This is a genomic window from Pseudomonas cremoris (assembly GCF_014230465.1).
The window spans coordinates 1-22,375 of record NZ_JAAXCY010000001.1; the positions used below are offsets into that span (position 1 = coordinate 1).

The following is a 22,375-nucleotide window of genomic DNA, read 5'->3' on the forward strand; positions in this document are numbered from 1 at the left end:
AGCCCGCTCCCACAGTTTGAAAGGTGATCGGCACAAAAAAACCGGTCGGCTCTAAGGCCGCCGCGCTCTCGCTTTTGATCTAGAAGCGCCCCGTCAAACACGCTGGCCGAACGCAGGCTTTGGAGCGTGGGTACGCTCCAAAGCCGGAGTGAGGGCACACCGAGCCTAGGCGAGGTGCCGAGTGTTGGGGCGAGGACCTTTTGGTTACTTTTGGGTCCTTCCAAAAGTGACCCGCTGTAAGAGCGGAACCCTAAGCAGCCGTTACCGCAGCAACGGATATGTACCCCATCTCTCCCCATCACCCAACCTCCAACAACCGCCCCGGAATATCCGCCAACAAACTCCGCGTATACCCACTCCCCGGCGCCGTAAAAATCTGCTCACAATCCCCCTGCTCAACCACCCTACCCGAGCGCATCACCACCACATGATCAGAAATCTGCCGCACCACCGCCAAATCATGAGAAATAAACAAATAGCTCAACCCCAACCGCTCCTGCAGCTCCCCCAGCAACTTCAAGATCTGCCCCTGAATCGACGCATCCAGCGCCGACAACGGCTCATCCAACACCAACAACTGCGGCTCCAACGCCAACGCCCGCGCAATCGCCACGCGCTGGCGTTGCCCACCGGACAATTCCACGGGTCGGCTCCCCAGCAACCGCGCCGGTAACTCCACCTGCTCCAGCAACGTCGCCGCGCGCTGTCGCCGCCAAGCCGCGTCGCCGATGTCAAACGCCTGCAACGGCTCGCTGATGATCTGCTCCAAACTCAAGCGTGGGTTCAGCGACGCATAAGGGTTCTGATACACCACCTGAATCCGCCGTCGCAACGCCTGCCAATCGCGCCGCGATACCCGGCTGATGTCTTGCCCGTCAAACAGCACACTGCCGCTGTCCAACCGCTCCAGCCCCAGGATCAACCGCGCCGTGGTGGATTTGCCCGAGCCCGACTCGCCGACCAGGCTGGTCGTGCCGTGGCGTGGCAAGTGGAACGACACATCGTCCACCGCCAACGGCCCCGGTTGGCGCCAGGTGGAGAAGTCCTTGCTCAACCCCTGCACCGTCAACAGTGGTGTTGCATCAGAGCGCACTGCACTCACCTGCCGCCGTTGCTGCACCAATAAACTCGGCGCCGCTTCCAGCAGTTGCCGCGTATAGGCATGCTGCGGCGCCTGGAATACCTGGCGCGCCGCGCCCGTCTCGACAATCCGGCCCTGGTGCATCACCAGCAGCCGATCCGCCCGGTCCAGCGCCACGCCCAGGTCATGGGTGATCAACAGCACCGCCGTGCCGCGCTCGCGGGCCAGGGTTTGCAGGCGGTCGAGAATCTGCCTCTGCACGCCCACATCCAGCGCGCTGGTGGGTTCGTCGGCGATCACCAGCGGTGGGTCGTTGGCCAGGGCGATGGCGATCAGTACCCGTTGGCGCATGCCGCCGGAGAGTTGGTGGGGATAGCCTCGCGCAACCCGTTCGGCCTCCACCAAACCGACTTCCCGCAGCAGGTCCAAGCTGCGTTGGCGCGCCAGCGGTTTGGGTACGCCGTGCAGGGTCAACGCTTCCACCAACTGCTGGCCGATGCGTTTCACCGGGTCCAGGGACAACGCCGGGTCCTGGGGCACAAACCCCACGCTGCGTCCGCGAATGCTTTGCCATTGGCGCTCGCTGGCAGTGGTCAGTTCCTGCCCCGCCAGGCGAATGCTGCCGGATTCGATCTGCGCATTGCCCGCCAGCAACCCCACCAGCGCCGCTGCGGTGGTGGATTTGCCCGAGCCGGACTCGCCGACAATCGCCAGGATTTCCCCGGCCTTGAGTTGAAAATCGATACCCGCCACGCCTTCGGTGCGCCCGTCACGGCCGTGGTAGGCGATGCGCAGTTCGCGTACATCCAACAACACTTGCTCGGTCATCTCACAATTCCTTGATCCTGTTGCAACGCCCGCGCCAGTTGGTTGGCCGAGACCACCACCGCCGCCACCACCAGGCCCGGCAGGCTGGTGTACCACCAGGCGGAGATCATGTAGTTACGCCCTTCGGCCACCAACAACCCCCATTCCGGTTGCGGTGGCGGTGCGCCAAAGCCGAGAAAACTCAGGGCCGAGACCGACAGCACCGCGCTGCCGAATTCCAGCGCCGCCAAGGCCAACACCGGCGCGCTGGCGTGGGGCAGGATGTGCCGCACGATAATGGTCCACGGCCCCACGCCACAGGCCGACGCCGCTTCGACAAAGGTACTGGCGCGCCAGCGCAGCACTTCACCCCGCACCAGGCGGGCGAAGGTCGCCACCGACGACAACCCCACCGCCAAGGCGATATTCACCGTGCCAAACCCCAGCACCGTGATCACCGCCATCGCCAGCAATAGCGCGGGGATTGCCATCAGTACTTCCACCAAGCGCATCAGCACCGCGTCGACCCAGCCACCAAAGAAGCCGGCCAATACACCCAGCACAATGCCGCTGAACAACGCGATCAACACCGCCAGTAACGTCGCGCGCAACGACAGCCCAGCGCCGTATACGGTGCGGCTGTAGAGGTCACGCCCCAGGTGATCGGTGCCGAACCAATGCGTAGTCGAGGGGCTTTGCAATGCGTTGGCCGGCACGCCGAGCAACGGATCGAAATGCGTAAACAACTGCGGCCACAGCGCCCAACCGAGTACCAGCAACAACACGATCACGCCCAGCGGCAACAACGGACGCCGCCGCAGCAGCGTGAAATAACGCAGCCGTGGCAGCACGGCAGTCAATGCAAGGCTCATCGTGCGGCTCCGCGAATGCGTGGATCGAGCAAGGGATACAACAGGTCCACCAACAGGTTGACCGTGATGAATATCAGCGCCGCCAGCACCACCACGCCCTGTACCACCGGGATGTCCTGGCTGCTCACCGCGCCTTGGGCCAGGCGGCCGATACCTTCGCGGGAGAACACGGTTTCGGTGACCACGGAACCGGCCAGCAGCGAGCCGACAATCACACCGCTGAGGCTGAGGATCGGGATCACCGCGTTATGCAGCACATGGGTCAGCAGCACCCGCAACGGGCTCAGGCCCTTGGCGCGCAGGGCATCGACGAAGGGCAGCCGCGAGGTGGCCGCCAGCGAACGCGCCAATACCTGGGCGATCACTGCGCTGGTGGGAATCGCCAAGGTCAGTGTCGGAAGCACCAACGAGGCCAGCCCCTGATTGCCCATCGCCGGGAACAGGTGCCAGCCAAACGAAAACCACTGCAACAGCAGCAACCCCACCCAAAAGGTCGGTAGCGACACCGCCACCGCCGGCAAACCGAGCAGTAAATCGCGCAGCCAACGCTGGCGGGTCAGGCTGGCCAGCAGCGCCAGGCCCACACCCAGCACCAACGACACCACCAACGACACCAGCGCCAGCGCCGCCGTCTTCGGCAACGCTTCAGCCAGCGAGGCCGACACCGGCTGGCCACTCTGGATCGAGTTACCAAAATCCAGCTGCACCGCATGCCACAACGCAATGCCGTACTGCACCGCCAGCGGTTCATCCAGATGGTACTGCGCACGCAACTGCGCCACTTGCTGCTGGTTGACCGTGCTCTGCTCGCCGCTCTGGTTCAGCATGATGCTCACCGGGTCGCTGGGCAGCGCATACAGAATCACGAACGACAGACTGAACGCCGCCCACAACACCAACAACGCCTGCCCGCCGCGGGCCAACAGGTAAAACGCCGCGCCTTTCATGGCTGCAACCAGGTGTCGAAGAATTGCAGGCGTGACGACGCTTCGTAATGCAGGCCCTGGACTTTCTTGCCGTGGGCCAACACCGTCGCCAGCTCCACCAAGGCTATCGCATGGCCGTCGCGCAGCAGCAACTCACTGGCCTGGTCGACCAGCACTTGGCGCTTGGCGGCGTCGAGGGTTTCGGAGGACTCGCGCAACAACCGGTCCACTTCACTCGGCTGGCGTTGGTTAATGTTGTAGCCCTGGGCGTAATACACCGTGCGCAATACATCGGGGTCGGCACGGGTGAGGTTGAGGAAACGCACACTGAAATCCCCGCCTGCCTGGATCGCGGTGACCTGGCTGATGGTGGACTTGTTCAACTGGAACTCGATGCCCACGCCTTTCAACTGTTGCTGCACCAGTTCCAGGATCGGCGTCTGCTGCCAATAGTCCAGGCGGAATGAAAGACGCTTGCCATCCTTGACCCGCACGCCGTCGGCACCCACTTGCCACCCGGCTTCGTCCAGCAGTCTGCGTGCGCCGTCCGGGTCATAGGCCAACAGGCTGGAAAAGTCGCGGTACAGCGGCGTGCTGGTGGCCAGCAACGCAGTCGCCGGTTTCTGATAGCGTGAAATGATGCGCTGCAACTCGGCGCGGTCAATCGCCTTGCTCAGTGCCTGGCGCACCTTGACGTCGGCGAACAGCGGCGTCGATTCATTCAGTGCCAGGTTGTATACCACGCCGGGATTGGCACGGGTCAACAGCACCAGGCCTTGCCCTTCGATGCTCGGCTCATCCTGGGGTGCCACGCTGGTGTTCACCTCGATCTGCCCGGAAGCCAGGCTGCCCAGGCGCACGCCGGATTCGGGAATGATCAGGAACTCGATAGCGTCCAGCCAGGCCTTGCCCTTGTGCGCCGACAGCGATGAACCCCACGCATAGTCGTCACGGCGCACCAGCGAGACCTTCTGGTTATGCACGAATGACTTGAGCACAAACGGCCCCGAACCGACCAACTGACCCTGGCAGCGGTCGCCCGAAGGCAGCGCCAGGTTGGCCGGCGACAACAACCCCAAGGTCATGGTCGAGGTGGCTTGGAGGAATTGCGCGTTGGGTTGCTCGAACGCCACCACCACGGTGTGGCTGTCCGGCGTCTCGATGCTTTTGAGGCCCGCCAGGTAGGTCGAGCCCAGTATCGAACGCGCGCCCAAGGCGACGATGGCTTCCAGGTTGGCCTTGACGGCAGCCGCGTCCACCGGCGCGCCATCGCTGAACGTGGCGCCTTGGCGCAGCACGAAGGTAAAGCGCCGCGAATCCGCGTCCACCTCCCAACGCTCGGCCAGCCATGGCACGATGTCGCCGGTGACCGGGTCTTGATCGGTCAGCGAATCCACCAGTTGCCGCCCCACGTTCAGCGCGGTGTTGTTGCCGGCCTGCTGCGGGTCAACGCACTGCGGGTCGCCGTCCAGCGCCACGCGCAAGGTGCCGCCGCTTTGGGGTTTGGAGGCATCCGCCTGGGTGACCTTGTCGGACGGCCCGCCGCACGCCGTCAAGAGCAACGCCAGCATCGCGACTGAAAGCTGCTTCATGTACGCGCTCCCTGATGACGGTTGGCGATATACGGCAGCCCAAGGTTCTCGCGCAGGGTCTGGCCCTGGTATTCCCGACGGAACAGGCCACGACGCTGCAACTCCGGCACCACGCCCTCGGTGAAGTCCGTGATGCTTTGGTGCAGCCCGGAGAACATCACGTTGAAGCCATCGGCAGCGCCGCTTTCGAACCACTCCTGGAAGTCATCCGCCACGCTTTCGGGCGTACCGATCAGGATGCGATGGCCACCCGCGGTGAGTTTGTTGAACAGCTCGCGCACCGTTGGGCGCTCGCGGCGAATCAGGTCGAACACCAGTTTCTGCCGGCTCTTGTGGGTGTTGGTGTCGAAGTGTTCCGGCGGCAGCGGCACCAGCGAATCGAACGGCAGCTCCGACAGGTCAAAACCCAGGCTGGTAAAGCGCGAGATCGAACTGAGGAAGGTTTTCGGGTCTTGCAGCTCCTGCAACTGGTCGTACTTGGCCTGGGCTTCCGCCTGGGTACGGCCAATCACAGTGGACACCCCCGGCAGCACCTTCAGGTGCTCAGGGTTGCGCCCCAATGCAGCAGCGGTCTGCTTAATCTCCTGGTAGAACGCCAGGCCCTGCTCCACCGTGTGTTGCGCGGTGAAAATCAACTCCCCTGCCCGCGCAGCCAGCCGCCGACCGGCGTCGGACGACCCCGCCTGGGCGATCACCGGATACCCCTGCACTGGCCGCGAAGCGTTCAGCGGGCCTTGCACCTGAAAGTGTTTGCCGTGGTGGTTGAGCACATGCAGCTTGTCGGTATCCAGCCATTTCCCGCTGGCCTTGTCCTGGATAAAGGCATCGTCGGCCCAGCTGTCCCACAGGCCGGTGACCACGTCATAGAACTCTTCGGCGCGCTCGTAGCGGTCGGCATGCTTAATGTGATCATCACGATTGAAATTCTCGCCGCCGCCCAGGGACGTCACCAGATTCCAGCCCACCCGACCACCGCTCAAGTGGTCGATATTCGCGAACTTGCGCGCAATGTTGTACGGCTCGTTATAGGTGGTGCTGGCGGTCGCGATCAGGCCGATATGGCGCGTGACCAACGCCAGCGCCGGCAGCAGCACCAGCGGGTCCCAACGCACGCTGTTGGGCCCGCGTGCCAGGGCCTGCAGGTCGAGTTCGACGTTCACCGAGTCATTGAAGAACAGCGCATGAAAGCGCGCTGCTTCAAGTTTCTCGGCGATCCAGCGGTAGTGCTCGAAGTCGCGGAACGAGTCCGTGGCGGCGCTCGGGTGGCGCCACGCGGAGCCCATGATGCCCGCACTGGGGATGAAGGCGCCGAGCAGGATTTGGCGGTCGTGTTGGCTCATGTCGCAGTCCTCATCAGAAGTTGTAGGTGGCGCGGGTGTACCAGAACGCACCGTAGGGATCGAACGGCGAGATGCTGCCGAACTTCGGAAAACCGTTGATATCGCCTTGGGGGAACGCGTTGTTGTCGGCCTTGACGTTGAGGATGTTGTTGGCGCCCACCGCCAGGTTCAGGTCCTTGGTGAGGTTGTAGGCCACCTCCAGGTCGGTCAGCCATTTGGCGCCGTAGGTCACGTCATAGGCGGGGTTGGCGTCGCGGGCGATGACCTTGTCATAGCGGGTCAGGCCGGCGTTGATGTCGAAGTTGTCGACCTTCCAGTTAGCGCTGAGGATCAGCTTGGTCTTGGGGTTGGCCACGGTCAGGTAACCCTGGGCCACGCGGTCGAACAGCACCAGGTTGCTGCCGGCGGCGGTGAGGGAGGCAGGCGTCGACTTGATGCTGTCGATGGTGGTTTTGTTGTAGTTCGCCGCGACGCCGTACTTGACGGTACCCAGGGCGCCGTAATCGACGCGGTAGTCGGTGACCAGGTCGATACCGCGCGTGGTGGTGTCGGCAGCGTTGGTGAAGTACTTCACCCGGTAACCAGGGCGGAAACCGTTGGCTTGCAGGATCTGATCAACGCCGGTGCCATACAGGAAGCCGGTCTGGGCGATGCGGTCACGGATCTCGATCTGGTAGGCATCCAGGGTCACGTTGGCTTCCTGGACCGGCTTCCAGGCAAACCCGACGCTGATATTGCGCGACTTCTCCGGTTTGAGCGCCTCAGCACCGAGGGCCTGGCCCAGCACGGAATCGACCCGTACCGACTTGGCCTCGACGAACTGCGCCACGCCGTTGACCGAGGTGTACTGGTTGGCGGTTTGCGCATACACCGACTGCGACAGCGACGGTGCGCGGAAACCATTGCTCAGGGTGCCGCGCAAGGCGAACTCTGGGGTCAGGTCGTAACGCAGCGACAGCTTGCCGCTGCGGGTGTTGCCGGAGTCGTCGTCGTAATGCTCGAAGCGCCCGGCCACGCCGACGTAGAGCTTTTCGGTGGGGTTGACGCCCACATCCACATAACTGGCGTAGCTGTTGCGACTGGCCTGGCCTTCGTCTTCCGGCGTCAGGGTGATCGCACCCTGCGCGCCCACTGCGCCAGGCTGCCCGGCCAGTGGGCCGCTTGGGTAGATATAGCCACCGTTGATGTACGACAGCGGGTTGCCGGACTCGGTCTTGTAACGCTCATGCCGGTGTTCAAGGCCGCCGGAGATTTGCAGCGGCTTGCTCAGGCCCACGTCAAAAGCGCGGGTGAGGTCGAGGTTGTTGGTCCACTGGTCGAAGTAGTTGGTGTAGGTGGTGAAGTGGGTCGGGCTCGACGGACCCAGCGACGCGTTGAGGGTGTCATCGGCACCGGCCACGCCCTTGTCGCGGCCAAAGGTCGAACTCAAATCCCAGTTCCACTCGGCGACCTTGCCCTTGCCACCGGCTGCCACTTGGTAGTCGGTCTCGCGCAGGGTGTAGAACGGCGCGGTGCCGTCGGGGTAGATCGACGGGATGATGTTGGTGGAGTTCGGTCGCCGGTAGTTCTGCCCACCGCGCGCATCGCGGTTACTGAGGGTGGAGAACGAATACAGGGTCACATCGTCCAGCGGCAATTCGGCGTTGTACGCGACGTTGATCGCCTTGATTTTCGGCAGGCCGTTTTTCTGCACATCCTTGTCGTTGGCCTCGCGCGGGTCGGCCGAGCCGTCGGGCTGGCGGTAATAGAACGCGCCCGTCGCATCCCGCGCACGCACGGCGGTCTGCTGGGACTTGGCATCCAGGGACAGGTTGAAGAAGCCGTCATTGGGCAAGGCAAACCCGCTGTTCAGCGTCTGGCGAATGGTGCCGCCATCGCCCTTGGTGTATTCGCCGTAGGAGGTGCTGACCGAGCCGCCATGGTCGTTTTGCTTGAGGATGATATTGATCACCCCCGCAATCGCATCCGAACCGTATTGCGCCGAGGCGCCGTCGCGCAGCACCTCGATATGGTCGATGGCACTGACCGGGATCATGTCCAGGTCCACCGGGTTGGTGCCGTAGGCCGCCGTGGAGTCGAGGTTGATCACCGCGCTGTTGTGACGGCGCTTGCCATTGACCAGCACCAGCACGTTGGAACCGTTGAGGCCGCGCAGGCTATAGGGCCGGGCGACGCTGTCGTTGGACGTGCCCGAGGGGCGCTGGGAAAACGACGGCAAGGTTTTCTGCAGCGCGGCACGCAGGCTGCTGGAGCCGGTTTTCTCCAGTTGCTGGGCGCTGATCACATCGATCGGCGCCGGGCTGCTGGTGACGGTGCGCGCTTCGCTGCCCCGGGAGCCGGTAACGATCACCGTGTCCAGGGTGTCATCGGTGGTGGCGGCATAGACCGGCAGCATGCTGAAGCCGGCGAACATCAGGGGTGCAAGTTGCAGGGTGGAGCGGTAGGCAGTGAGTTTCATGGCAGGTCAACTGTTCAGAATAGGGTTGAAGTCGTCGCGCCACAGCGGTCGTGCATCGACGCTCTGGCTAATCAAATGGTTTTGGTAAAACAGGTCGGCCACCTGCTGCTGGGAGTTGATGGCGTCGGTATCGATACCTAGCAGGCGCGCCGGTCGGCTGCGCTGCTGGAACTGGCGCAGGTACAACGCGCGGTCGATACCGGTCAGCGCTTCACTGCGCTCGGCCCAGCGTTCGGGATGGGCATTGACCCAGTCCCAGGTGGCTTTCTCACGCCGCAAAAAATCGCCTACCTGGCTGCGGCGTTGAGGGTTGGCCAATACCTGTTGCGTGGTCGCAATCACGTAGTTGCCGGAGTAGTAGCGGCTGACGTCCGCCAGCAGCTCGCCGTCCATTTGGCTGATGGCTTGCAGGGCGCTGATGCCGCCCGTGGCAATGGCATCCACATGGCCGTTGCGAAACGCGGTGAGCGCGTCCTGCACCGGCAGCGGCACGGCCTTCACATCGGCCAAGGACAAGCCGTTTTGCGCGAGCATGTTCAGCACGAAGTAGTGGGTGTTGGTGGCCCGCACATAGCTGATGGTCTTGCCCTTGAGGTCCTGGACCGTGCGCAGGCCGCTGTCTTTTTTCACCACCAGGCTGGTGTCGTTCTGGTCGCCTTGAAACAGCGCAACCAACGCAATCGGCACCTTGGCAATCGAGGCAAAAATCGGCGGAATCTCGCTCATGAAGGCGTAATCCAGATGACCGCTGCTCAAGGCCTCCAACACCAGGTTGCCGCCGCTGACGTCGACCCACTCCACCGGGTACGGCGTATCCGCCTGGCCGGCATCGGCCATGAACGACGCGGCCATGCCTTTGTAGCGCCAGACACGCAACGGTTCGGCGGCATGGGCTTGACGGCCCAGCAAGGAACCGGCTGCAAGCACGCCACCGGCCAGCAGCAATTGCCGTCGGGAAAGACTGTGCATGGTGGGCGCCTTAGTTGAGCAGGTCGGGTTCTTCAGTGCGGATCTGGTCCCACAGCGGCAGGAAGTTGAGCCAGGCGAAAAACTCATGCCGCGCCCTGTCGATACCGCCTTCCAGTGCATCCGGCGCAGGAATCAACGGTGCACCCGCCGAGTGCGCCAGCAGGTGCACACGAGCGGTGTCTTCGGCGAGGATGAAACGCCAGGCGGCGCTTTCCACAGTCTCGCCAGTGACCCACAGGCCGTGGTTCTGCCACACCAGCAGGTTGTTCTGGGCGAAGGTTTCGACAAAGGCCTGGGCGACGATCTTGCGGTCTTGTTCCAGCGCGCCAGTGGCGGTGCGTAGGGCGTGGCGCGGGAAGATCACCTGGTCATCGAGGAACGCGCCGGACTCGGCGGTGATCGGGTCAAACAAGCGGCCCAGAGACGACCACACTCGACCGTGGAAGCCGTGCAGGTGGGCAATGCCGACCACTTCAGGACGCGCCTGTTGCAAGTCGTGGTGCAGTTCCAGGGCGCTGGTGTTGAGCAGGCCTTCGCCTTCGACGACTTGGCCGTTGCTGTCCACACGCAGCAGGTGCGAGACGGTGATTTGCGAGAACGGTACGCCCAGTGGGTTGATCCAGTAGTGGTTCGGGTGCACCGGGTCGCGGGCGGTGAAGTGCCCTGCCACGCCGACTTCGTAGCCCAGGCGCCCGAACAGGCGGTAGGCGGCGGCGAGTTTTTGCTTGCGGTTTACGCGTTCTTGCAGGGGGTCGTCCAGCTTGGGCACTGCGCCCAGGGCTAGGCGGTTGTTGTCGTAGGGCAAGGTGTAGATGGTTTGGGGGAACAGTGTGGAATGGCTCATACGGTGACCCTGATCTTTTTTTTGGGCGAGCGAATCCGTGGCTCGGCTTGGCCGGCGGTGGAAACGCAAGGACGGTGTGGCGGCGGGGAAAGCGGTCAGGTTGTCATGATCAGGGGGCCCCTCGCAGTTGGGTTGGGTCGGTGCTCACCTCCACCATGCGAGGGGTCGGGTCGAGTGTGTTGTCTCTGTACTGAAAGGTATTCGTCTAAGAAACGTCTGTAAAAGGCTTTGTAGTCATATGCTAATAATCAGGATTTTTAATATTTCTTATTTTTATGATCAGAGAATTGCATTTTTTGGTTGAGTACATATCCGTTGTTTGGGTGATGGCTGATATGGGTTCCGCCCTTACGGCGGCTCACTTTTGGCTGGGCCGGCATTCCGGTCCTTCCAAAAGTGAGCCGCTGTAAGAGCGGAACCATAAGTGGCCGTTACCGCAGCAATGGATATGTACTCAAAGCCCAACCCCAGACCGCAACCGCCGAAACACCACCACCGAAGCCCCACACACCACCCCACTAAAAACCACCACCACAACAATACTCTCAACCGTAGCGACCGATTCCCCCCGCCACCGCTGCACCACCCCAAGCACCGTCGCCGCCACCCCCACCGACAAACTCAAACTCAACTGCATCGTCATCGCCGCCAAACTACTCGCGCGGCTGGACAACGCCGCCGGCACGTCGGCATAGGTCAACGCCCCCAACGTACTCATCTGCAGCGATCGCGCCACGCCGCCAAAAAACAACACGCCCACTATCACCAGATACGGCGTATCAGCGCGAAACACCGCGCACCCGATAATCGACAGCCCACACAAACACGCATTGCCCACCAACGTCTGGCGAAACCCGAACCGCTGCACAATCGGCGCCGCCACGAACTTGATCGCCAACGCCCCCGCGCCACCGGCAAACGTCAGCAACCCCGCCTCCAGCGGGCTCAAGCCAAACCCCAACTGGAACAACAACACCAACAGAAACGGCAACGCACCGCTGCCAAGACGGAACACATTCCCGCCCCAGATCGCGATGGAAAAAGTCGGAATGCGCAACAACGTCAGGTCCAGCAACGGCCGTTCACAACGCCGCGCATGCACCACGTAGAGCCAGGCGAACAGCGCACCGGCCACCACCAACCCAACAATCGGCAACGCCTCAAGCAGTCCATGCCCCAATGCCTCAAACGCAAACACCAGGCACGCCAGGCTGGCCGCACTCAGTAGCAACCCCCGTGCATCAAACGGCCCCGCTTCACCCGGCGGATAGTCCGGGATGTAGCGCCACACCAGCCACAACCCCAACACGCCGATGGGCAGGTTGATCAGGAAAATCCACTGCCAGGCCGCATACGTCACCAGCACCCCGCCCAACGGTGGCCCGATCACCGGCCCCAACAACGCGGGGGCGGTAAGAAAGGCCATGGCGCGCAGCAGGTTGTCCCGCGAGGCCCAGCGCAGCAGGATCACCTGCCCCACCGGGACCATCATCGCCCCGCCCGCCCCCTGGGCCAGGCGCGCCAGTGACAGTTGCAGCAATGAACTGGACAACGCACAGGCCAGGGAGGCGCAGGTGAACAACGCAATCGCCGTGAGGAACACCCGGCGCGGCCCATAACGGTCCGCCGCCCAGCCGCTGGCCGGCACGAACACCGCTGCCGCCAACAGGTACAACGACACCACCAGGTTCATGCGCAACGCCGGCTCGCCGAAGTCGGTGGCCATTTGCGGCAATGCGGTCAGCACCGCCGTGGCGTCGAGCAACTCCATGAACAAGGCACACCCGGCAATCGCCGGCACGCGGTAATCGAACGCCGCGCTCACGCTGTTGGAGACATTTATGCACCTACCGCTTGCAGGGGTTGAACCGCGCGCGCGGCGGTGTGGCGGTTGACCGGCACCGGCAGGCCCAGGTGCCCGCGCAAGGTGCTGTGGCTGTACTCGCTGCGGAACAACCCGCGCTCACGCAGCAACGGCAGCACCTGGTCGGTAAATTTGGCGAAGTCATCCGGGGCGCCCACATGGATGTTGAAGCCGTCCACGGCACCTTCGACAAACCAGCGCTCAATCTCATCCGCGACGGTCTTGGGCGAGCCGACAAAGCTGGAGAACGGCTTGGCAAAACGCAACGCCGCCTGGCGTAAGGTCAAGCCTTGGTCACGGGCGACTTGCTTGATGTTCTCGGCATGGCCGCGATAGCCATTGCTGCCCAAATCGCCCAGTTCGGGGAAGGGTTCGTCCAGTGGGTACTGGCTGAAATCGTGGTAGTTGAACGGCCGCCCCAGTTGCACCAGCGCCTTGTTCAGGTCCAGTTCACCGTTGCGTTCACGGTCGATGGCCTGGGCCTGTTCGTCGGTGTCGGCAATGATCGGTGAGATACCCGGCAAGATCGTCACGTGATCGGGGTTGCGCCCGGCAGCAGCCGTACGTTTTTTGATGTCGCTGTAGTACGCCTGGGCATCTTCGAAATTACCCACGCCGGCAAAGATCCCCTCGGCATAGCTGGCCGCCAGGCTACGCCCGGACTCGGAAATACCGGCCTGGAAAATCACCGGTTGGCCCTGGGCCGAACGCTCGATGTTCAACGGCCCGGTCACCGAGAAAAACTCGCCGTGGTGGTCGAGACGATGTTGGCGTTGCGGGTCGAGGAACACCTTGCTCTGCTTGTCGCGCACAAAGGCGTCGTCTTCGTAGGAGTCCCACAGGCCCTGCACCACATCCAGGTGCTCGGCAGCGCGGCGGTAGCGCTCAGTGTGGTCGATATGTTGCTCAAGCCCGAAGTTGCCGGCAGCGCCTTCAAGGCCGGTGGTAACCACGTTCCAACCGGCGCGGCCGCCGCTGATGTGATCCAGCGAGGCGAACTGGCGCGCCACGTTGAAGGGTTCGGTGTACGAGGTGGTGAGGGTCGCCACCAGGCCGATTTTCGAGGTGGCGCCGGCGATGGCCGAGAGCAGGGTTAACGGCTCCAGGCGGTTGAGGAAGTGCGGCGCCGAATCCGGGGTGATGTAGGGACTGTCGACGATAAACACCAGGTCAAACTTGGCGGCCTCCGCCTGTTTGGCCTGGGCGCGATACCAATCGATATCGACGCTGGCATTGCCGGGGATCTGCGGGTGCAGCCATTCGTTTTGTGCTGTGCCGACGCCGGTAAGGATGGCGCCGAATTTGAGTTGCCGGGGTGAGGTGGACATGGGAACACTCCTGAAATAATTGGATATAACTGGAGAAAGCGGACCAAAATGTGGGAGCGGGCTTGCTCGCGAATGCGGTGTATCAGGTACCAGATTTGCTGACTGACCCACCGCTTTCGCGAGCCAGCCCGCTCCCACAGTTTTGACCGAGTCAGTCAGTTAGTTCTGGCGGCGATGGCTTCGACTTCCACCAAGGCACCGGGCAGTGGCAACGCCACCACTTGCAACGCCGTCCGCGCTGGCTTGTTCGGTTGCTCAGGCGTGCCGAAAAACTGCGTATACCCCGCCTGCAGCCCGGCAAAATCCAGCTTGCCACCGGTCTCTTCGGCGCCCACCAGGAACACGCGCAACTGCACGATGTCCCCCAGGTCCAGGTCTTGCTGGCGCAGGATCTGGCGGATCTTGTTGAACACCGACACCGTCTGCACTTCGGTATTGCCATAGGCCGCAGGCGTACCCGCCGGGGCGTTGGCATCGTGCAGGTCGGGCAAGGTGCCGCTGACGAAAATCAGGCTGGCGGAGGCCGGCACGGTGACGGTCTGCGAGATCGGGAAATTACCGACGCTGGTGCGCTGAATGCTGTCGCTCATGGTGAATCTCCTTAAGAAGCGGCCACTGCCGCAATCTGTCGTTGTTGGGTCACGCGTTCGGCCAGTTGCCCGACCACATGGCGCGCCGAGTTGGCCGCCGATTCCTGCCAGATGCCCACCCCGCTCTGCACCAAACCATCACCGGCGAAGTACACGCGGCCATGCCCGGCTTCGAGCAAGGCGCTGGCGTCCGCCGGGAAGTGTTCGCGTTGCAGCCACGGGCCTTCGCTGTAGGGGATCTGTTCCCAGGACACCGCCAGCGGGTTGCGCAGGTGTTTGGAATAGCCGGGGTGCAGCAGTTCCACGGCCTCTTTGGAGGTGGCGTACTGTTTGTCGAAAGGCTGCGCGCCAAATACGTCCGCGCCCTCTCCAGTCACGTAGCCCGCCACCAGCAAGCCTTCGCGGGTGTTGAGGTCGTTGCTCGGGTACCACAGCAGGCGCGCCGGGTGTTCGATCCAGGACAGGCCGCCGTAGGTGCGGTAGTCGGTTTCCCAGAAGCGCGGCGATTGCCACGCCACTTTGGTCGCCTGGTCGCTGCGGGTACTGAGCAAGGCGGCCTTGATCGGGTCGCTGAAATCCGTGTCGAGCTTGGCCAGCAGCGGCAGTGGCAGGGTCGAGACCAGGTAGTCGGCACGCACCACGTGTTCACGGCCACTGTGCTTGTCGTGGTAGGTCACCGCCACGCCGTCTTCCAACTGGCGGATCTGCCGCACATGGGCGCCCAATTGAATGTGATCGCGCACCCGTGCGTAAAAGGCATCGGTGATGCGGTCCATGCCGCCCACCGGTTGGAACATGGTGGCGGAGAACTCCGGGAATTCGGTGTGCAGCAACGCGCCCCACAGCTCTGGATGCAGCAGTTGATCCAACGACAGCGGGCTGCGGCTGGCCGGTAAAGCGCCGGGGTGAGCGGGTGACTCCAGGTGCCCCGAACGAATCGTGCCTTCAAAGGCCAGCTCTTGCGACAAGTCGCCGTACACCTGCAAGAACGCCAGCAAGCGCGTGCGTTCCTCGCTGCTCAGCACATCGTCGAGGGCATCGCGTTGCACAGCCTTGGCCAGCAAGCCGGACAAGTGTCCGCGCGCATCGTTGATCGCCTGGCCGACGCTGAACGCGGGCTGGGTGATATCCGGCCGTACCTGGGCGCCGTGGCTGCTGTTGACCAGCACTTCCAGCGGAACGCCCAGCTCGCTGCAATAGTCGAGAATCGTGCGGTGCTGGCTGGGTATGCGCGCAGGCCCGGCGTTGAAGTAGTGGCCTTGATCAAATGCGGCGGTTTGCGTGCGACCGTCCTTGTAGTCCACGCGGTCGCCGTTACGAATCGTCCAGGTCCGCCCGCCGACCCGATCACGGGCCTCCAGCACTTGCACCTCGAACCCAGCGCGGGTCAGTTCCAGGGCGGTCACCAGCCCGGCAATCCCGGCGCCCAGCACCAGCACGCGGGTGCCCTGCCCCAGGCCGTCCTTGAGTTTCAGCGGTTGCGGGCGGCGGTGCGACGAAGGCCCCAGGCCCAGTACCGCCAATGCATCCTTGACGGCCTTTTCGCCGCCTACTGCAGCGATGCTCGACAGCGCTTCACGTCGTGTCAGTCCCATGTGCGACGCTCCTTAATCCGGCAGGCCCGGTGGGTTGATCAGCGACTTGTCGACGCGTTCTACATCCAGGCCCCAGCGTTGCAGCACCTGCTCGTATTGGCCGCCAGCAATCGCGCCCTCCAATGCGGTGTGGATCGGCTTGACCAGGCCGTTGTCCTTGCGCGTGGTCACGGCGATATCCGCCTGCAACGGCCAGCCGCCGTTGACGGTGCCGACGCGCTTGATGCCGCCGGTGATCGCCGCCGAATAGGCGTACACCGAGTTGGGCCCGAACAGCGCATCACTGCGCCCGGATTGCACCGCCAGTTGCGCGGCGGCCTGGTCGTCGAAGTACTGCAACAGCGCAGGCTTGAGACCGGCTTTCTCGTTGGCGTCGTTCCAGGCCAGCAGGACTTTTTCCTGGTTGGTGCCGGAGCCCACGATGATCTTCAAGCCGGCGATGTCCGGGGCCTGTTTGATCTCAGTGATCTTGCTGGTGCTCTTCACATAGAACCCGAGCACATCCTGGCGATAGGTAGCGAAGTCGAAGCGTTTCTTGCGCGCCTCGGTCACCGTAACGTTGCTGATCACCGCATCGTATTTGCCCGAGCTGACGCCCAGCGGCCAGTCTTCCCAACTGGTCTGCACCACGTTGAGTTGCAGGCCTAGACTGTCGGCCACCAACTGCGCGGTGTCGGCTTCGCTGCCGATGGTGGTCTTGTCGTCATTGGCCAACAGCGCCAGCGGTGGCCCGGCCACGCCGGACACGGCCACGGTGAACTTGCCCGGCTGGGCGAACTTGAAGCCTGGCGGAATCTGCGCGATAGCCGCTTCGTTACGCGGCACATGGATGCGCACGCGGTCGGGGCTGAGGTCGACCTGTTGCACGGCGAAAGCACTTTGCGCAGTGCTGACGGCGAGTGCCAGCAGGGCCACGCGGGCAGTAGAAATAAACATGGGCAGTCACTCCTTGAACTAAAGCACCTTGCCGAGAAAGGCCACGGTGCGGGGATGTCGGGGTTGGCGGAAAACCTGTTCTGGCGGCCCTTCTTCGATCAACTGGCCGTCGCAGAGGAACACCACGTGGTCGGCGACTTCGCGGGCAAAGCCGATTTCGTGGGTGACGATCACCAGGGTCACGCCCAGTTGGGTCAGGCCCTTGATCACGTCGAGCACTTCGCCCACCAGCTCCGGGTCGAGGGCCGAGGTGGGTTCGTCGAACAGCAGCACTTTGGGGTCCAGCGCCAGGGCACGTGCGATTGCGACGCGCTGTTGCTGGCCGCCGGAGAGCTGGCGTGGGTAGGCGTCGACCTTGTCCGCCAGGCCAACCTTGGCCAGCAACTCGCCCGCCTTGGTTTGCGCCTCGGCCTTGCTCCAGCGCTTGTGGGCCAGGGGCGCTTCGGCGATGTTTTCCCAGGCGGTGAGGTGCGGAAACAGGTTGAAGTTCTGGAATACAAAGCCGACGTCGATACGGCGCTTGAGAATTTCGCGCTCTTTCAACTCATAGAGCAGGTCACCCTTGCGCCGGTAGCCGACGTATTCACCGTCGATGGTGATGTGCCCGCTGTCGATCTTTTCCAGGTGGTTGATCGTGCGCAGCAAGGTCGACTTGCCTGAGCCGGAAGGCCCGAGAATCACCGTGACCTTGCCTGGGTCGATGGTCAGGTCGATGTCTTTCAACACCTGCTGGTTGCCAAAGCGCTTGCCCACGCCCTGGATCTGAATGCGGCCGGCGCGTGCGTCACTCATGGCTTTTCTCCTTGAGCCAGCGGCGGATGCGTTGCAACGGTGTGGGCGGCAGCACGCGCGCAGTGCCACGGGCGAAGTAGCGCTCGACGTAGTACTGCGCGCTGGTGAGCACGGTGGTGATGATCAGGTACCACACGGTGGCCACGATCAGCAGCGGAATCACCGCCTGGGTGCGGTTGTAGATGACCTGCACGGTGTAGAACAGCTCCGGCAGGGCCAACACGTAGACGATGGAGGTGCCCTTGACCAGGCCGATGATCTCGTTGAAACCCGACGGCAAGATCGAACGCAGCGCCTGGGGCAGGATGATCCGGAAGATGCGTCGCGAAGCCGGCAAACCGAGGGCCGCCGCCGCTTCATGCTGGCCGGCGTCGACGCCGATCAGGCCGCCGCGAATGATCTCCGCCGCATACGCCGCTTGCATCAGGCTCAAGCCCAGCACCGCCACGGTGAACTGGCTGAGCACATCCACGGTGGACCACTCGGCGAACACCACGTCGGTGAACGGCACGCCGAGCACGATGTGGTCATACAGATAAGCAAAGTTGTACAGGATGATCAGCACCAGTAACGCCGGCATTGAGCGGAAAAACCAGATGTACCCCCAGGCCAGCGCCGCCAGCAGCGGTGAGCCCGACAGCCGCGCCAACGCCAATGCAGTGCCGAGCAGGATGCTGAACACCGTACTCAACAAGGTCAGCAACAGCGTCTGCCCAAGACCGCGCAGCACTGACGGCGAGAAGAACCACTGGCCGAACACGCCCCACTCCCAACGCGGGTTGGTGGCCAGCGAATGCACGATGCCCAACAGCACCAGCGCGGCGAAGATCGACCCCGCCCAGCGCCAGGGATGCCGCGCGGGCACCACCTGCAGGGTCTTGATCGGTGTGGAGACACGGACCGGGCGAGCCGGGCTGGCCTGATCTATCAGGTCATAGGGTTTGGCGACGATGGGCATGTTCTCTTCCTCGCGGGTTGCGGCCTTAGAAGGCGTAAGTCAGCCGGGTGTAGTAGTAACCGCCGGTAAAACCGAAGGGCGAATAGGTGCCGTAGCTGCTGACCATGGTGCTGCTGGGCACGCCTTGTTTTTTCGGGTACACGTCGAACAGGTTCTTGGCGCCGATGGCGACATTGAGGTCTTTGGTGAGGTTGTAGCCAAGGTCGAGGTCGGTGATCCATTTGGCGCTGTAGACCCGATCCAGGCTGCGGTCGGTGGAGACGTTGACTTCTTTGTAGGAACCGTAGCGGGTCAGGGCCAGGTTGAGGTTGAAGCGGTCAATGCTCCAGTCACCGCCCAGGATCAGCTTGGTGCTGGGCTGCACGCCGGTGATCAAGTTGCGGGCCTGGCGATCCATCAGGTCGTAGGCCTTGCCAAGGATCGTGGTGGATTCCTTGTAGTTAAGGATGGTGGTCTGGTTCCAGTTGAACGCGGCAGTCCACTTCAGCGAGCCGTACTGGCCCAGGTCCTGGCTGTAGTTGCTGACCAGGTCCAGGCCCTTGGTGCGGGTGTCGGCACCGTTGATAAAGTACTGCCCGCCGGAAGTGGAAGTGATGCCGTTGCCCTGCAGCACCTGGGTGATTTCCGGGCCGAGCAAGGTGCCAGTGAGGGTGATGCGGTCACGCAGGTTGATCACGTAGGCGTCGGCGGTGAAGCTCAGGCGGTCGGTGGGCGTGAGGGTGAAACCGAGGCTGAAGTTGGTCGAGCGCTCGGGCTTGAGTTCCTGGGCGCCCAAGGCTTTGGCAGCGGCGGAACTCACCGGCAACACGCCATAGTTGATCGACTGATACACCCCATCCACCACGCCATACGTAGTGGAGCGCGCACTGAACAGGCTGTTGGCCAGGGACGGCGCGCGGAAGCCATTGCTCACCGTGGCCCGCACGGCGAATTGCGGGGTGAAGTCGTACCGCGTGGTCAGCTTGCCGCTGCGGGTAGCGCCCACGCCTTCGTTGTAATGCTCGTAGCGAAACGCGGTGCCGATGTACCAGTCCGGCACCGGGTTGAAGCCTACATCCACGTAACTGGCCAGGCTGTTGCGCGAGGCGCTGCTTTCTTCATCCGGCGAGATACCGTTGGTGACCTGGGCCCCGCTTGATGCGCAATTTCCCGGTGCCACGCAGTAGCCGCCGTTGGCATAGGACGCGTAGTCACCGGCCTGCACCTCGTAGGTGTCGCGGCGGTGCTCAAAGCCGTAGCTCAGGTCCAGCGGCTTTTGCAGGCCGACGTCAAAGCCGCGCTTGAAGTCGAGGTTGGTGGTCAGCTCGGTGGAAATCCACGTACCGGAAGTGAAGTGGTTCGGCGTGGCTTCGCCCAGGGACGGGTTCTGGTTGTGGGTGGTGCCCTGCTCAGCGTCGTTACGTCCGTAGGTGGTGGACAAATCCCAGTCCCACTCGCCGACGGTACCTTTGCCGCCGAACGCTGCCTGGAAATCATCCTCGTCGATAAACCAGGTGGGCGTGTAGCCGCCAGGGTAGCCGTTAGGCCCGGTGGTAATCGTGTTGGTGATGGTCGGCAGGCGGAAGTTCTGGCCCTGCTCGGCCTTGCGTCGCGAATAGGTAGTGAAGGAGTACAGGCTGAAACTGTCATCGATCGGCAGCTCGGCGTTGTAGCCGAGGGTCAGCAGGTTGGTCTTGGGCGTGCCATAGCCGCCGTAGGTCGAACGACCCGCCTGCTCATAGGCCTGGGCGTAGGTGTAGCCGTTGGCACTGGCCTTGTTGTCATCGTTCTGGCTGCGCGCATCCAGCGCCAATTGCACGATACCGCCGTTGCCGATTTCGAAACCCTTGTTGAGGCTTTGTTGCACGGTTTGCTTCTTGCCGTCGTAGCCCTGGCCGACGTTGGTCACCGAAGTGCCGCTGGTATCCGCCTTGAGGATCACGTTGATCACCCCGGCGATGGCATCGGAACCGTATTGGGCAGCGGCGCCGTCGCGCAGTACCTCGACATGGTCGATGGCACTGATGGGGATCAGGTCCAGGTCGGCCGGCGCAGCGCCGGTGTTGATCCCGTTGATGTTCAGGGTGGCGCTGGTGTGGCGCCGCTTGCCGTTGACCAGCACCAGCACTTCGGCGGCACTCAGGCCACGCAGGTTGGGGGCACGGGCAATGCCGCTGGCGTCCCAACCGGTTTTTTCCGGCAGGGTCAGCGACGGAATCACAGCACTGAGCGCCTCCATCAAACCGGGCTTGCCGGTGCTTTGCAGTTGTTTGGCGCTGACCACATCGATTGGCACCGGGCTGCTGGTGACGGTGCGCTGCTCGGCGCCACGGTTTCCGGTGACGACTACGGTGGAGAGGGTGTCGTCCTGGGCCTGGGCGGTGTTGGCCAAGAGTGCCAGGGCCAGTAGGGCGGTGGGTGCTAACGTTTGCTTCATAGGCTTGCCTGCATGTCCAAATCGCGAAGTCGGGCAGTCACGCGTCGTGCGCGGCGCTCGAATTTTTTCGGGGGTATTGCGGCGATTTGGGGCTAAGGCGCGTGTGGGGTTTGAATCGGCAACATACGTTGAATTCCCTTCCAACGATTCTGCGGCGGGGATGGTTACCCGGTTATGGGAGCAGAATCTGAATCACGATGGGTACCATCCAGGGTCAGGGGTAGGCTGTTGCGATCAAACATAACGGAATGGGTTTTGAAAATATAATGCTGTTTTGGTCTAAGCTAATATTCTTGGATTTCATTATTTTCTTATGTGGTTATTCATTTTAATGATGTCTTTTTGGAATTGTTTGGGTGCATATCCGTTTTTTTGGTGATGGCTGATTATGGTTCCGCCCTTACGGCGGCTCACTTTGGAAAAGCCTCAAAGTAAGCAAAGGGCTCTTGCCCCACCACTCGGCACCTCGCTCAGGCTCGGTGTGCCCGAACGAAGGCTTGAATCCGTGGGCCGCCGCCACGCGCCATCCATGGCGCGGGGCGGCTAACCCGGCGTCCTGCCGGGTTACCCACGGATTCAAGCCTGCGTTCGGCCAGCGTGGTTTAACGGGGCGCCTAAGATCAAGATCAAAAGCCAGAGCAGACCGCTGTCTGCCTGATACATGGAGATCCAAATGTGGGAGCGGGCTTGCTCGCGAATGCGGTGTGTCAGTCAACAAATTCATTGGCTGATCCACTGCATTCGCGAGCAAGCCCGCTCCCACATTTTTGACCGTGTTCGGCTTCCTGACCCTGTGAAATCTGCTCTTCTGTGGGAGCTGGCTTGTCGGATCGCCGCACCGCTGCGATGCGGACAACTCGGTACATCAGACACACCCAGTAGATGCCATCGCGGGCAAGCCAGCTCCCACAGTTTGAACGATGATCGGCACAAAAAACCGGTCGGCTCTAAGGCCGCCGCGCTCTCGCTTTTGATCTAGAAGCGCCCCGTCAAACACGCTGGCCGAA

16 protein-coding genes are annotated in these 22,375 nt (G+C 62.7%); all 16 read right to left on the reverse strand.

All coding sequences use genetic code 11. The annotated features are described in order from the left end of the window. Positions 1 to 298 precede the first annotated feature (298 nt). The 16 genes from HF257_RS00005 to HF257_RS00080 all read right to left on the reverse strand — a co-directional run bounded on the left by HF257_RS00005 (position 299) and on the right by HF257_RS00080 (position 21,368). Positions 299 to 1,909: a dipeptide ABC transporter ATP-binding protein gene (locus HF257_RS00005; protein WP_185704332.1), complete on the reverse strand. Its 1,611-nt coding sequence runs from the start codon at positions 1,907 to 1,909 to the stop codon at positions 299 to 301. Further along, positions 1,906 to 2,760, reverse strand: a complete 855-nt coding sequence (locus HF257_RS00010) for an ABC transporter permease (RefSeq protein WP_185704330.1) — start codon at positions 2,758 to 2,760, stop codon at positions 1,906 to 1,908. The genes HF257_RS00005 and HF257_RS00010 overlap by 4 nt, the downstream gene beginning before the upstream one ends. Next, positions 2,757 to 3,707, reverse strand: coding sequence for an ABC transporter permease (locus HF257_RS00015; RefSeq protein ID WP_185704328.1), 951 nt, complete (start codon positions 3,705 to 3,707; stop codon positions 2,757 to 2,759). Before HF257_RS00015 ends, HF257_RS00010 begins: the two co-directional genes overlap by 4 nt. Continuing rightward, positions 3,704 to 5,278: an ABC transporter substrate-binding protein gene (locus HF257_RS00020; protein WP_185704326.1), complete on the reverse strand. Its 1,575-nt coding sequence runs from the start codon at positions 5,276 to 5,278 to the stop codon at positions 3,704 to 3,706. The genes HF257_RS00015 and HF257_RS00020 overlap by 4 nt, the downstream gene beginning before the upstream one ends. After that, positions 5,275 to 6,618, reverse strand: coding sequence for an LLM class flavin-dependent oxidoreductase (locus HF257_RS00025; RefSeq protein ID WP_185704324.1), 1,344 nt, complete (start codon positions 6,616 to 6,618; stop codon positions 5,275 to 5,277). Before HF257_RS00025 ends, HF257_RS00020 begins: the two co-directional genes overlap by 4 nt. A gap of 13 nt (positions 6,619 to 6,631) precedes the next feature. Continuing rightward, positions 6,632 to 9,076 (reverse strand): TonB-dependent receptor plug domain-containing protein, encoded by a 2,445-nt coding sequence (locus tag HF257_RS00030; RefSeq protein WP_185704322.1) that lies wholly within the window; start codon positions 9,074 to 9,076, stop codon positions 6,632 to 6,634. A gap of 6 nt (positions 9,077 to 9,082) precedes the next feature. Further along, positions 9,083 to 10,045, reverse strand: a complete 963-nt coding sequence (locus tag HF257_RS00035; protein ID WP_185704320.1) for an ABC transporter substrate-binding protein — start codon at positions 10,043 to 10,045, stop codon at positions 9,083 to 9,085. A gap of 10 nt (positions 10,046 to 10,055) precedes the next feature. After that, on the reverse strand, positions 10,056 to 10,889 hold the full coding sequence (locus HF257_RS00040; RefSeq protein WP_185704318.1) for a class II aldolase/adducin family protein: 834 nt from the start codon (positions 10,887 to 10,889) through the stop codon (positions 10,056 to 10,058). Between the two features lie 454 nt (positions 10,890 to 11,343). Then, on the reverse strand, positions 11,344 to 12,714 hold the full coding sequence (locus HF257_RS00045) for an MFS transporter (protein WP_332872197.1): 1,371 nt from the start codon (positions 12,712 to 12,714) through the stop codon (positions 11,344 to 11,346). A gap of 14 nt (positions 12,715 to 12,728) precedes the next feature. Then, positions 12,729 to 14,081, reverse strand: a complete 1,353-nt coding sequence (locus HF257_RS00050; protein WP_185704316.1) for an LLM class flavin-dependent oxidoreductase — start codon at positions 14,079 to 14,081, stop codon at positions 12,729 to 12,731. A gap of 155 nt (positions 14,082 to 14,236) precedes the next feature. Continuing rightward, a complete protein-coding gene (locus HF257_RS00055) occupies positions 14,237 to 14,671 on the reverse strand; it encodes a RidA family protein (RefSeq protein ID WP_185704314.1) in 435 nt (144 codons plus the stop codon). A gap of 11 nt (positions 14,672 to 14,682) precedes the next feature. Beyond that, on the reverse strand, positions 14,683 to 16,266 hold the full coding sequence (locus tag HF257_RS00060) for a flavin monoamine oxidase family protein (RefSeq protein WP_185704312.1): 1,584 nt from the start codon (positions 16,264 to 16,266) through the stop codon (positions 14,683 to 14,685). A 12-nt stretch (positions 16,267 to 16,278) separates the two neighbouring features. Further along, positions 16,279 to 17,202 (reverse strand): ABC transporter substrate-binding protein, encoded by a 924-nt coding sequence (locus tag HF257_RS00065; RefSeq protein WP_185704310.1) that lies wholly within the window; start codon positions 17,200 to 17,202, stop codon positions 16,279 to 16,281. A gap of 18 nt (positions 17,203 to 17,220) precedes the next feature. Then, positions 17,221 to 17,994, reverse strand: a complete 774-nt coding sequence (locus HF257_RS00070) for an amino acid ABC transporter ATP-binding protein (RefSeq protein ID WP_185704308.1) — start codon at positions 17,992 to 17,994, stop codon at positions 17,221 to 17,223. After that, positions 17,987 to 18,952 (reverse strand): amino acid ABC transporter permease, encoded by a 966-nt coding sequence (locus HF257_RS00075; protein ID WP_185704306.1) that lies wholly within the window; start codon positions 18,950 to 18,952, stop codon positions 17,987 to 17,989. The genes HF257_RS00070 and HF257_RS00075 overlap by 8 nt, the downstream gene beginning before the upstream one ends. Positions 18,953 to 18,977: 25 nt before the next feature. Next, positions 18,978 to 21,368 carry a TonB-dependent receptor plug domain-containing protein gene (locus HF257_RS00080; protein ID WP_185704304.1) on the reverse strand — a complete coding sequence of 797 codons (2,391 nt, stop codon included), beginning with the start codon at positions 21,366 to 21,368 and terminating at the stop codon, positions 18,978 to 18,980. Positions 21,369 to 22,375 lie beyond the last annotated feature (1,007 nt).

Bases quoted from the DNA above. Each gene is read 5' to 3' on its own strand.
- HF257_RS00005 (WP_185704332.1), bottom strand. From the start codon at position 1,909: ATGACCGAGCAAGTGTTGTTGGATGTACGCGAACTGCGCATCGCCTAC.
- HF257_RS00010 (WP_185704330.1), bottom strand. From the start codon at position 2,760: ATGAGCCTTGCATTGACTGCCGTGCTGCCACGGCTGCGTTATTTCACG.
- HF257_RS00015 (WP_185704328.1), bottom strand. From the start codon at position 3,707: ATGAAAGGCGCGGCGTTTTACCTGTTGGCCCGCGGCGGGCAGGCGTTG.
- HF257_RS00020 (WP_185704326.1), bottom strand. From the start codon at position 5,278: ATGAAGCAGCTTTCAGTCGCGATGCTGGCGTTGCTCTTGACGGCGTGC.
- HF257_RS00025 (WP_185704324.1), bottom strand. From the start codon at position 6,618: ATGAGCCAACACGACCGCCAAATCCTGCTCGGCGCCTTCATCCCCAGT.
- HF257_RS00030 (WP_185704322.1), bottom strand. From the start codon at position 9,076: ATGAAACTCACTGCCTACCGCTCCACCCTGCAACTTGCACCCCTGATG.
- HF257_RS00035 (WP_185704320.1), bottom strand. From the start codon at position 10,045: ATGCACAGTCTTTCCCGACGGCAATTGCTGCTGGCCGGTGGCGTGCTT.
- HF257_RS00040 (WP_185704318.1), bottom strand. From the start codon at position 10,889: ATGAGCCATTCCACACTGTTCCCCCAAACCATCTACACCTTGCCCTAC.
- HF257_RS00050 (WP_185704316.1), bottom strand. From the start codon at position 14,081: ATGTCCACCTCACCCCGGCAACTCAAATTCGGCGCCATCCTTACCGGC.
- HF257_RS00055 (WP_185704314.1), bottom strand. From the start codon at position 14,671: ATGAGCGACAGCATTCAGCGCACCAGCGTCGGTAATTTCCCGATCTCG.
- HF257_RS00060 (WP_185704312.1), bottom strand. From the start codon at position 16,266: ATGGGACTGACACGACGTGAAGCGCTGTCGAGCATCGCTGCAGTAGGC.
- HF257_RS00065 (WP_185704310.1), bottom strand. From the start codon at position 17,202: ATGTTTATTTCTACTGCCCGCGTGGCCCTGCTGGCACTCGCCGTCAGC.
- HF257_RS00070 (WP_185704308.1), bottom strand. From the start codon at position 17,994: ATGAGTGACGCACGCGCCGGCCGCATTCAGATCCAGGGCGTGGGCAAG.
- HF257_RS00075 (WP_185704306.1), bottom strand. From the start codon at position 18,952: ATGCCCATCGTCGCCAAACCCTATGACCTGATAGATCAGGCCAGCCCG.
- HF257_RS00080 (WP_185704304.1), bottom strand. From the start codon at position 21,368: ATGAAGCAAACGTTAGCACCCACCGCCCTACTGGCCCTGGCACTCTTG.